Below are 8,669 nucleotides of genomic sequence, written 5' to 3' on the forward strand. Positions count from 1 at the left end.
TCTCTATCTCGTCAGTGCTCTCTTTTGGCTCAAATGAAAGATCAACACAACCTAGCTTTTGGTGTTGCGGGTCTTGGCAGTAGCGGCTGTAGAGCTGCTGCTTGCGGCTAACCTCTGCCGGGGAGTTGTCTGGAATGGCTTCTAGCTTCTGTCGCTCCTGGCTAAGCTCAGCCACCACCTGGTCAGTGTCAAAAGCAAGGGAAAGCTGCCCTGTTTGCAAACTCTGGCACTCGGTGCGATTGCGCTGCTTTAGCGAGCGGGCAGCCTCCTTGGAGTCAGCGCTAACCGGGGTAAAGGCTTCATCGGGGATGCCCTTTTCCAAAATCGCCAAATCCAAGACACCCACCAGCGAATCGCCGCACTTGATGTGGTGATCCAGGAAGGTGAGGGGCTTGCCGGCGCAGTGGGCCTCCAGCCACAGGGCCACGCGGCAGAGTTCCACCGCCAGCGGGTTTTTGTCCACGCCGTAGATGCAGTGCGCCACCACATCGCGGATGGCCTCGCGGACACGCTCGGGGGCGGGTTCCTCTTCGCCGGTGCGGATCTTTGCCAGTTCCTTGCCCAACCTGCGGGCGGCAGCCAGCAGAAAGTGTCCCGATCCGCAGGCGGGGTCAAGGACGCGGAGGGAGAGCAGGGCCTGTTCGGCATCCGCCATTGGCTTGGCTTTGGCCAGCCGCTCTGCTAGAACCGGTTCCAGCGCCGAGCGGATGAGTTCTGCCACCAGCTCCGGCGGGGTGTAGTAGGAGCCGGTGCTCTTGCGCTCTGACCCGAAGGCCAACTCAAAGCGGGGGATCCTTCCCGAGGTGTCAATCTGAGGGTGGTATTCGAGCAGGCTTTCATAGACCGAGCCCAGTTCCTCCACATCCAGCGCCGCATAGTTCACGCGCCGAGGTGAGGCGGAAGCATCTTCCCGATAGTAGGATAGATGCCAAAAGGCCTCCAGCAGAGCCCGATTGCTGAGGCTGTAGGTATCTAGATCGAGGGGAGCAAAAAGCTCGCCGTTAAGAGGAGAGACCTTCAACAGGTTGGCCAGCTCTTCCTTCGAGAACACCCTCCACAGCACCCGCAAGCTGCACCAAAGATCCTCGTGTTCGGTATAGGCACTCTGCCGATCCAAAAGCCGCCGCAACCGCGTCACGCTGTAGTGATCCCGGTAGAGAGGATTGTCGCTAATCAGCCCCCGCTCCTCCGAGACCAGCAAAAACAGAAAGCGATAGACCAAGCGCAACAGTTGCCGATAGAACTCCTCTGGGGTGAGAGGCTCTGAGCTGCCGGCTTTCGGGTCGATCCGCCTCCGCAGGTCAGTGTTGTTGGAGCGCTCCAGAAAGCCGTTGGCCAAGCGCTTCAGACATTGCTCCACACCATCCCGCAGCCGATCCCGTACCCGCCCCCCCTGTTCCAAGGCGTCCCGGTAGTACTGCTCCAGCAGGCAGGTTGGGGCATCTTCAGCCCTGTGCGGCAGCCGACTGCGGTGCAGCAGCCGGTAGAGGATGGCAAAGTCGTTAAAGCGCTGCTCCTCCAGGATTTGCTGCAGGTCAAACTCGGCGTAGGCTTGGCGACGCACGAAGGTGCAATCTCGCAAAAGGCGCAGCCTCAGGCCGTTGCTCACAATGCCCCAGAGGTGATCGCTGCGGTTGAGGTACTCCTGCACCAGCGAATGGGGCGCAAGTCTTGGTCGACCGCTGGGAGCCAGACGCCCCAGCTCCTGCCGAACCCCGACAATGTGGACTGGCGGTGCATCCTCCGCCTCTCCGGCGCGATGCGAAATGGCAAACGTGGCACCGTCTATTTCGTAGGCGCGCGCGTTGTAGCGCAGCTCGTACCCCAGCAGGCTCAGAAACGGGATCAACCAGACATCGCGAGTAACCGAGGTGGCCAAGTCGCTCTCCGGCAGGCGCTCTAGGCGACGCCGGAAGATCTCCCACTGGGCGCGGGCCTCGGCAAAGACGCCGGCAATCTCATCCGTCAGGCTGCGCCGGTTGTCCAGCCCAAAGTCTTTCGGCTTCTGCCCAGTAAGCTCGCCGGCAAGGAGCTTTTCCAGCGTATCGGGGCCCAAAAGCCCCCCTTCAAGGCGTACGGCAGGGAACTGGCTCATCGCGACACCACAGGTTGCAAGACAAGGAGTCCCAGAAGATCGGGAGGAAATTGCGGCTTGACCGCCAGCCCCCGCACCTGCAGTGCCACCGCCTGACAGACGCGTTTGTGAGCAGCAGTCAGTTCGTCCGCGCGGCGGACAATTCGATCCCGGATGGCTTGTTGCAGCAAGTGCCCTGTGCCCCAGGCTTCAGGGGGATCCCTGTGCCAGTCTCCAAGGTTGCTGAGCACCCGTCGGATTAGCTCCTGCTTCTCGGCCAGAGGGGGATTGTCATCCGGCTGGGCTTCTGCCAGCAGCCGCAAGGCATCGCCGGTCTCCAGCCACTGGGGATTGCTGCCTCCCAGGCCAACATAGGCAAGCACCAGGACTTCTTCCGATAAAAGGGATCGGGCAGCAGGTTGCTCGACCAGGTAGCGTATACGCAGCAGCAGGATGGTCGTGAGTTTGGTTACGGCACGGGTGCGCAGGACGCCGCAGCGGGAGACCACCCTGCTATTGGGGCTGGGATCGTTCAAGGCTGCCTCGAAGAGGTAGCGGGCCAACGTGGCTACGAAGCGGTGGTTTCGGCCAATGTATTCCGCCCCTTCAGGCGTGGGCGAGTCGAAGCTGATGAGCCACCGACCGTCCTTGGGGGAGGGCAGGGCCAACTTGACCAGTTCAGGCAGGGTTCTGGTCGCCTCTGGAGTGATGCTCGCCCGAAAGACACCCGGTCGGTTGTCCGGGGAAACAGGCAGACCAATGCGCTCTGCTGCCGCCAGGAGGAATTCGCGCACAGCCGTGGGATCCCCTAGCACAGCATCTGTGGCCTCAACTTCCCGCTGCACTTCTTCGGGCTTGAGCGCCCGCTGGGCAAACCGGGTGCGATTGATCTGCTCGCGCTCGGCGTACTGTTGCCACTGCCGATGAAACTCTTCCACTTCTGGCACGCCAAGGTCGAGCACAAGCTGGCGTTCGGCAGACCAGCGTCCCCTGCGCAGGAAGAGGGCTTCAAGAACGGCCTGCGTGACGCTCTCGCTGGCTTCCGGCACAGGCACATGGGTGCCCAAGGCGCGGTGGATCTCCCGCGCTTTGTTGAGCAGCACCTCAAGCACCACGCCGTCTATGGGGTTGTCGCGCCCAAAAAACCGAATGACCCTGACCCGCCCGGCCTTTTGGCCGTAGCGATCTACTCGGCCCTCCCGCTGCTCCAGCCGATTGGGATTCCACGGCAGGTCGTAGTGAACGACAGCCGTAAACTTCTCCTGCAGGTTCACCCCTTCCGAGAGGCAGTCCGTTGCCACAAGCACCCGAGGACGGTTAGGTTCGATTTCGGCAATTTTCGCTTCCCGCTCATCGTCGCCCATGCGACCGGTGACCCACACCACTTGGGCTGTGGTTTCCAACGACTGGCGCAGGTGGTCTGCAAGGTACTCCGCCGTAGCGACATACCGGCACCAAAGGATGGGATGGAAGCCTTCCTTCAGCAGATCCCGCACAATCTTGATGGCCCGCTTAAGCTTGGTGTCGTCGTCCGTGCCGTAGAGTTTGTTGGCCAATTGAGCGAGTTCGCGCAGCTTGCGGCGGTCTGCTTCTTGTTCTTGCAGAGTTGCGCCGGTGGCCTCGAGAGCCAGAGTGGGCGATTCGTCGTCGGTGCGCCCTTCTGCCGACTCGAACACCAGATGCCCAAATTCCTCGGTCTCCTCTTCGGCCAGCGGTGCTCCAGCCCGATGGGTCAGCGCTGCCAGGGCTGCTGCTGGGCTGGACATAACGCAGCGTAAGAGCGCCAAAGCGCCCCAGTAACGCACCCGCCGCTGGCGCTTTTCCAAATGTTCGCCGGTGCGCACGATTTCCGAGCAAAACGCATAGGTGCGCTCGAACAGCTCACGATTCCGCTCAGAAAGAGTGTAGGTTTCATCTACAGATTCCCGCGTTGGAAAACAGGCAGTTTCTTCCCAGGTCTGAGCAATATCCCGCCGCGTGCGCTGGACGAAGTGACGAGCCAGTTTGATGCGTTGATCCTCATTGAGGGCTTGGGGATCCCAGGCCCCAAACTCAGGGCGCAGCAGTTCCAGCAAGGAACGAAAGGCGTCTTCGATACCACTGTGGGGGGTCGCCGTCAGCAGGATCAGATGTCGGTCGGGCTTTTGAGCGATGGCTTTTAGAAGGGCATGCCGTTCCTGCTGGTTCCTGCCAGGATGGGCTGCTGTTGCCCCGTGAACTTCGTCGGCAATGACTAGCTCAGGACAGAATTGCAAAAACTGGTTTCGGTTGCGCTCCGTCTTGATGAAATCAATGCTTGCCACCTGGACGGGGAAGTGTTCGTAGAGGCTGCGCCCTACCGGCGTTTGGCGCTCAAGCTGCCCGACGGTTCCGGAGCGGATGACCACCGCTTCAAGGTTGAACTTCTCCGCCAATTCCTTAGCCCATTGTTCGCACAGGTAGGGTGGGCACAGGATACAAAAGCGCCGGATTTCGCCGCGATCCAGAAGTTCTCTGGCAATCAGCAGAGCTTCGATGGTTTTGCCTACGCCAACGTCATCGGCGATAAACAGCCGCACGGGATCCAGACGCAGGGCCATCAGAAGGGGCACAAATTGGTACGTCCGTGGCCGGATGGAAATGCGCCCTAGGGAGCGAAGTGGGGTAGCCCCCTCGCGCAGCGTAAGCCGTGCAGCTTGCCAAAGCAGACGAGCGCTTGTGGCGTCGGAAACGTCCTCGGCTGTGGGCAGCGGGAAGGATGCAGGCGTGACTCGCTCAAACGGCAGGGTACCGCCCACCAGACCCATCAGTTCCCGGTGAAGGTAAACCACGTCCTCCGGGGTGCCGGTGAGGGGGCGGAGAACAATGGTCTCGTCCGTGTCTGCGGGCATCACAACCCATTCGCGGTTTCGGCAGCAGACAATCGATCCAGGATGCATGCAGCCTCCATCGGGGGCGCACTAAGATAAAGCTAAGTAGCCTCACACCCATCCCTCTTCGGCGTTGGCACGAGTAGGGCCGTGGTTTCTTTCCTAACCTACACGCAGTACCACCTGAGCTGTCAGTGGCTTCATCAGCAGGGAATCTGGGACATAGTCCGTGCTCTGGCGGAGAGAAACCACCTTTCATTATCTTTTTTGATTTTTTGATGATGTTGCTCGTCTTGCCCCACAACAGACGTGCAGAGCATAGCTTTGCAAGAGTTAGCGCCTCGGCTTGTAAGGTGGAGCGATCGGTTGTGTTAGTCTTAACTCCACAGGGAGCGATTGGGCTGCTTTTCGGCCCCGTGCTGAGTTCTAGAGTGGGCACATGAGCGACAAACAGTTGGATGATTTGCAAGAGGCCATGAGCACCGCGGGTCGCTCAATCAAGAAAGCAGCCCGACGGGGAGCCTATGAAACTGCCCAGGCCATCGGAGAGGAGCGGCGGCGCATCCGTATTCGCACCTTGGATGGCACCGACATTCGCGGCGAGGTGTTTCTGGAGGGGACGGAGTTCGAGCGACGGGTCTCCAGCTTGCTCAACGACGAGCGCACGTTTGTTCCCTTAACCGACTCAGAAATGTTTATCAATGGCCGCCGTGTTGCCCATGCGGAGTTTATCTGCGTCAACAAAAACGCCATTTCCTACGTGCTTGAGGAATAGGCACCCAGTCAGGTCTGTCAACTAACCGTTTGGTTTTTTGGGGTGGATGGCTGTTCTGACCTTTGTCTTCTTTCATGAACCCTTCCCTTGTCTCTGACGGATTACAGGCCGGTGAGGTGGGATCCCTGGTCAGCTTGCGTGGGGTTGGCAAGCGCTACCCCAGCCCGTCTGGGGAATTGGTGGCGCTGCGGGATATCAATCTGGAGGTGCAGCGGGGCGAGTTTATCGCCTTGATTGGCCCTTCCGGTTGCGGCAAAACCACGCTGCTGCGTATTTTGGCGGATCTGGAGCAGCCCAGCGAGGGATCCGTGTCCATTGCAGGACGAAGCCCCCGACAGGCCCGGCAGGAGCGGCTCTACGGCTATATTTTCCAGGCCCCGACCCTGCTGGAATGGCGCACGGCTTTGCAGAATGTGATGTTGCCGCTGCAGGTGATGCACCTCTCCAAACGAGAGCGTCAGGAGCGGGCCAAAGCGATGTTGCAGCGGGTGGGGCTGGGGAACTTTTTGCACAGCTACCCCTGGCAACTGTCTGGAGGTATGCAACAGCGGGTTTCGCTGGCGCGGGCCTTGGTCTTTGACCCCGAGCTGCTGTTCATGGACGAGCCCTTTGGGGCCCTAGACGAGATCACCCGCGAGAAAATGAACCTGGAGCTGCTGCGCCTCTGGGAGACTACCCAAAAAACCGTCTTTTTCGTTACCCACTCCATTCAAGAGGCGGTATTTCTCTCCACCAGAGTGGTGGTGATGACCCCCAACCCCGGCCAAATTGCCAAGGTGATCCCGGTAGATCTCCCCCAGCCACGCGGCTTCGAGACCTGGCGCTCCACCCGCTTCTTTGAGCTGACAGGAGCAGTGCTGGAAAGCTTAAGGGAGGTCTTCCGCCAGGACTGACCCCCTGCAAGTCAATTCCAGCAAGGGTAGGATGAGACAGAGCCGGCCTCAAGCCCCCCTTGGGATCACCGACGCGATGAGCAGCACCCGTTATCCGTTTGAGCGTGTTCGCGAGCATTTGCTCTTCCAATCCTTGGAAGATGCCGAGTGGAAGGCATTGACGGCTGCCCTGTTGCCCAGCCGCTTTTCCCCAGGCCAGGTGATCTTCCAGGAAGGGGATCCCAGTAGTGACCTGTACATGATCCTCAGTGGAGTGGTGGAGCTGCGTCGCCAGTACGTGCGACATCCGGGAGATTATTGGCTGGCCACGCTGCACGCCGGGCGCTTGTTTGGGGAACTTTCTCTGCTGACGGGGCGGCGGCGCTCCTTTACGGCAGTGAGCATGACCGAGGTGCAAACCCTACGCCTTTCCACCGAAGGGCTGATCCTGCTGCCCCTGGAAGTACAGGTGAAACTCTACCGCGCCTGGAGCCAGATCATCAGCGAGCACCTTTACTGGCTGGATAGTATGTTCACGGATCTGCTGGAGCAGCGGGGAGTAGAAAATGTAGCCTCGGCCATGGCTCTGCTGCACCAGCGCTATCCTTCTTGAAAGCGGCTCAATCCTTGCTCTGCATAGGGTTTGCAGGTGAACGTCCGCGAAGACGCCCCCCTTGGATCCCAAATTTTGTCTTCAGAATGTTCAGGGGTTGCGATATCATGTGCTAAGCAGCAGCCCCCAGGAAATTTCAAGCAGCGAGGTCAGGAGCAGTGGTCAGGGTAGCCATCAACGGGTTTGGTCGCATTGGTCGCAACTTTTTGCGCTGTTGGCTGGGTCGCTCCCAGTCCAACCTCGACATCGTCGCCATCAACGACACCTCAGACGCTCGCACGGCTGCCCACCTGCTCAAGTACGATTCCATCCTTGGGCCATTGCAGGGAGCAGACGTTGAGCCTGCAGAAAATGGTTTGGTGGTGAACGGCAAGCATATCTATGCCGTTTCCGACCGCAACCCCAGCAACCTGCCCTGGAAAGAGTGGAAGGTGGATCTTGTTATTGAAGCTACAGGTGTTTTTGTCGACTACCAGGGTGCCTCTAAGCACATAGAAGCGGGGGCCAAAAAGGTGGTGATCACCGCCCCGGCCAAGGGGGGAGACATTCCCACGTTTGTCTACGGTGTTAATCAACACACCTACGACCCGGTGCGGCACAACATTGTCAGCAACGCCAGCTGCACCACCAACTGCCTTGCCCCGATCATCAAGGTGTTGCTGGACAAGTTCGGCGTCCTCCGTGCCACCATGACCACCACCCACAGTTACACCGGCGACCAGCGGATCTTAGATGGTGGTCACCGCGATCTGCGGCGGGCCCGGGCAGCAGCATTGAGCATGGTGCCCACCACCACGGGGGCTGCCAAGGCGGTAGCTTTGGTGATCCCGGAGCTGAAAGGCAAGCTGAATGGGGTGGCGGTACGGGTTCCCACGCCCAATGTGTCTCTGGTGGACTTGGTGGTGCAGACGGAGCGGCGCGTGATTGCCGAGGAGGTAAACGCTGCCCTGAAGGAAGCCTCGGAAACCACGATGAAAGGGATCATCGCCTACTCGGATATTCCCTTGGTCTCCATCGACTACCGCGGCCACGACTGCTCAGCCATTGTGGATGCGGAGATGACCAGTGTGCTGGATGGGGATCTGGTCAAGGTCATGGCTTGGTACGACAACGAGTGGGGCTACTCCCAGCGGGTGTTGGACTTGGCGGAATACATGGCCGCTCACTGGGTGGAGTAGGCTGCTTCGGTTGGCAACCCTCTTCTGTTCCCCATTATTCCCCCATCGAGAACTGGGCAAAAACCTGCCAACGTTTGCCGTCGTGGAGGAGGAGCGTCAAAGCTGACGCTACAAACGCACTCTGGAAAGAACGCGTCTTGAACTCTGGCCAGGCGGCGCGAAAGTGGGCGGGGGTTAGGTCTCGGAAGGCCACGGTTATGTGGGGCACAAACGGACGGGCTTGAGCGGTCGTTTCTTTCCGGTTGAGAAGGAGCCCCATGTGGTGATGGGCTTGAGCTTGTAGCCGCTGCAGTTCTGGGGAGGGCACG

Annotated in this window: 7 protein-coding genes; 4 read left to right on the top strand and 3 right to left on the bottom strand. The window is 59.7% G+C overall.

All coding sequences use genetic code 11. The features are described from left to right. Both NW838_RS03230 and NW838_RS03235 read right to left on the bottom strand, forming a co-directional pair. The coding region (locus tag NW838_RS03230) for a DNA methyltransferase (protein ID WP_414427489.1) at nucleotides 1-2,095 on the bottom strand (2,095 nt) is incomplete at its 3' end. Next, complete coding sequence (locus NW838_RS03235; protein WP_414357703.1) at nucleotides 2,092-4,944, bottom strand: helicase-related protein; 2,853 nt, start codon at nucleotides 4,942-4,944, stop codon at nucleotides 2,092-2,094. The genes NW838_RS03235 and NW838_RS03230, both read right to left, overlap by 4 nt. Before the next feature lie 418 nt (nucleotides 4,945-5,362). Between NW838_RS03235 and NW838_RS03240 the strand changes: the two genes are divergently transcribed. The 4 genes from NW838_RS03240 to gap all read left to right on the top strand — a co-directional run bounded on the left by NW838_RS03240 (nucleotide 5,363) and on the right by gap (nucleotide 8,361). Continuing rightward, nucleotides 5,363-5,698, top strand: coding sequence for a hypothetical protein (locus NW838_RS03240; RefSeq protein ID WP_414357704.1), 336 nt, complete (start codon nucleotides 5,363-5,365; stop codon nucleotides 5,696-5,698). A 62-nt stretch (nucleotides 5,699-5,760) separates the two neighbouring features. After that, nucleotides 5,761-6,591: an ABC transporter ATP-binding protein gene (locus NW838_RS03245; RefSeq protein WP_414427490.1), complete on the top strand. Its 831-nt coding sequence runs from the start codon at nucleotides 5,761-5,763 to the stop codon at nucleotides 6,589-6,591. Nucleotides 6,592-6,667: 76 nt separating this feature from the next. After that, nucleotides 6,668-7,183, top strand: coding sequence for a Crp/Fnr family transcriptional regulator (locus NW838_RS03250; RefSeq protein WP_414357706.1), 516 nt, complete (start codon nucleotides 6,668-6,670; stop codon nucleotides 7,181-7,183). Nucleotides 7,184-7,341: 158 nt separating this feature from the next. Continuing rightward, entirely contained in the window at nucleotides 7,342-8,361 is a 1,020-nt protein-coding gene (gene gap, locus NW838_RS03255; protein WP_011433307.1) for a type I glyceraldehyde-3-phosphate dehydrogenase, read from the top strand. 34 nt (nucleotides 8,362-8,395) lie between these two features. Here gap and NW838_RS03260 read toward each other — a convergent pair. Further along, nucleotides 8,396-8,669 (bottom strand): 2'-5' RNA ligase family protein (locus tag NW838_RS03260; protein WP_414427491.1); only part of this gene is annotated, 274 nt, incomplete at its 5' end.

This window comes from Synechococcus sp. R55.2, from assembly GCF_047462075.1.
GTDB lineage: Bacteria > Cyanobacteriota > Cyanobacteriia > Thermostichales > Thermostichaceae > Thermostichus.

What these genes read in the sequence shown, in the direction of transcription:
- NW838_RS03240 (WP_414357704.1), top strand. Translation starts at nt 5,363, where the DNA reads ATGAGCGACAAACAGTTGGATGATTTGCAAGAGGCCATGAGCACCGCG.
- NW838_RS03250 (WP_414357706.1), top strand. Translation starts at nt 6,668, where the DNA reads ATGAGCAGCACCCGTTATCCGTTTGAGCGTGTTCGCGAGCATTTGCTC.
- NW838_RS03235 (WP_414357703.1), bottom strand. Translation starts at nt 4,944, where the DNA reads ATGCCCGCAGACACGGACGAGACCATTGTTCTCCGCCCCCTCACCGGC.